This is a genomic window from Skermanella sp., from assembly GCF_059503625.1.
The window spans coordinates 1-2,263 of record NZ_JCACHA010000467.1; the positions used below are offsets into that span (position 1 = coordinate 1).

General features: G+C 59.1%; 4 protein-coding genes. 3 read left to right on the forward strand and 1 reads right to left on the reverse strand.

The genetic code is table 11. The features are described from left to right. The coding region (locus AC5JJ6_RS10185; protein ID WP_496041930.1) for an ATP-binding protein at positions 1-265 on the forward strand (265 nt) is incomplete at its 5' end. Between the two features lie 22 nt (positions 266-287). Here the strand turns inward: AC5JJ6_RS10185 and AC5JJ6_RS10190 are convergent. After that, on the reverse strand, positions 288-764 hold the full coding sequence (locus AC5JJ6_RS10190; protein ID WP_496041931.1) for a response regulator: 477 nt from the start codon (positions 762-764) through the stop codon (positions 288-290). A 117-nt stretch (positions 765-881) separates the two neighbouring features. Here AC5JJ6_RS10190 and AC5JJ6_RS10195 point away from each other — a divergent pair, with 117 nt between their 5' ends. Together AC5JJ6_RS10195 and AC5JJ6_RS10200 are read left to right on the forward strand one after the other, a co-directional pair. Next, positions 882-1,919, forward strand: coding sequence for a sensor histidine kinase (locus AC5JJ6_RS10195; protein ID WP_496041932.1), 1,038 nt, complete (start codon positions 882-884; stop codon positions 1,917-1,919). A 142-nt stretch (positions 1,920-2,061) separates the two neighbouring features. Beyond that, positions 2,062-2,263, forward strand: a 202-nt coding sequence (locus AC5JJ6_RS10200) for a hypothetical protein (protein WP_496041933.1), incomplete at its 3' end; no start/stop codon positions are given.

A 2,263-nucleotide genomic window follows, 5' to 3' on the forward strand; every position in this document is an offset into this window, starting at 1 on the left:
GCTGGGCATCGTGGTCAACGAGCTCGTTTCGAACGCGCTGGAACATGCCTTTGCCAGCGGCAGCGGAAAGGTGGAAATCTCCTTAGGTGTCGCTGGAACGGGCGAAGCCCTGCTGATTGTCGCCGACAACGGCAGTGGGCTGGATCGGCAGCTCCGCCGCGGTGTTGGAATGACCCTTGTCGAGCGACTGGTGAAGCAGGTTGAGGGATCGATTGAGGTGGATGCAGCATCGGGAACGGCCTGGAAGATCATCTTTCCGCTATGATGTCGAGCGGCTTGTCCATGGATCAACAGAGGCCATGAGGGCTGCTGAGGGCTTCGGCAAGGGCCGCCGCGATTTCCCTTGAAGTGTAGGGCTTGGTGACGAAGCCGAGGGGCCGGGCAGCCATTGCCTGCCCAATGGTCGCCGCATCGTCATGCGCTGTGACGAAGATGCTGGGAATGTCCAGGCTGTCACGGATCGTGCACGCGGCCTCAATCCCGGAGCTCCCTCTGGCCAGCCGGATGTCCATCAGGATCAACTCCGGCCTGTGCTGTTCCGCCATCCGCACCGCTGCCGAAGCGGTGGAGGCAACGTCGCAGATCTCATGCCCGAGCTCCTCAAGGATGGCCTCAAGGTTCATCGAAGCGACAGCGTCGTCCTCCACGATCACCAGGCGCAATCTTCTCGTGTGCTCGATCCGGCTCGCGCTGTGACGCTCGTCATCCTCGCTGGTGGATGAGGCGGCCGCGGCTGGAGCGAGATCGATAAGGCTGGTCTGCATGCTTCCCCAATGGTAGCTCTGGTCCGTGCAATACATCAATTTGGTACGGCCTGAAACCCGTTCGATGTGCCTGGCCCTTTTTGACGTGATGCAATTATGCCGAAGAGGACGAGAATAGTGGTTGATCATGGTTCCGGCGAAGATCAGTTTAAACTGCTGGCGGATAACGCGCCCGTCATGATCTGGCGCGCCGGGCTCGACAAGATGTGCGATTTCTTCAACGAACCCTGGTTGCGATTTTCCGGCCGCACAATGGAGCAGGAACTCGGCTTCGGCTGGGCCCAGGGTGTTCATCCGGACGACTATGACCGATGTGTCGCGATTTACGTCACTGCCTTCGATGCCCGGGAAGAGTTCTCGATGCCCTACCGGCTGCGGCGCCATGACGGTGAGTACCGCTGGCTGCTCGACAACGGGCGTCCCTTCCATGGTGCCGATGGTGCCTTCAGCGGCTACTTCGGCTCCTGCATCGACATCACGGACATGGTCGAGGCCCAGGAGAGGCTTCAGGCCTTGCTGGTGTGCCAGGAACGGCTCACCCTGGAGCAGGCACAACTGCTGCGGGAAAAGGAAGGCCTGCTCAGGGAGGTTCACCACAGAAGCCGAAACAATCTTCAGACCGTGATCAGCCTGCTCAGCCTCCAGGCAAAAGGGATTGCCGATGGACCGGAAAGGACGCGTTTCAGGGAAGCGGTCATGCTGGTTCGCTCGATCGCCCTTGCCCAGGACAGCGCTCACGAAAGTTCGGACTACAGCTCCGTTGACTCCGGGCCCTACCTTGAGCGCCTCGCGCGTCAGGTTGGTGAACTGCTGCCTGCTCCGGGTGCGCGCCTTCTGGTAGACCTTGAGAAGCTGAGAGGAGAAAGCATCCTCCTCGACGTCGCCCTGCCCGTCGGACTTGCCGTTACGGAGCTCCTGCGCGCTGCCCTGCAAAGTGAAGGGAGCCGACAGGTCACGCTGACCGGCTCGTATGCCCCTGATAACATCAGCCTGGTGGTCGCTGCCGACGGGAGCAGTGCTTACGTTGATGACCAGGCCGGCACAAGGGGCCTTGGACTTCGACTTGTTCGGCGCCTGATCTCGCAGGCTGATGGCCATCTCGAGATCGCTCCTGACAAGGGTGTCGTGCTGAGACTTTCGCGGTATTCTGGATAAAGATGACCGGCCGAATGTATATCAGTGCGTATATCAGCCTTCACACCCGTGAACTTGATGCTGCTGACGATTTGTATTGGACACCTGAAGCATGGTCGGAGAAAGTAGCAAATAATCATACCTATTGCTTAAGGGGTTAAGCATGAAAAGAAACGAGGATCAAGACGATGCTCTGGATGATTTTGATCCGATACTGCTGAGAGTGGCGATAGACGGTGCCGGGCTTGGGACCTTCGACTATGACGTGGCTGGTAATCACTGTCGCTGGAACCGGCGCCTGAAGGAAATGGTGGCTCTTCCACCAAGCCAGCAGGAAAGCTTCGACAGCTTCGCAGCCATGCTGC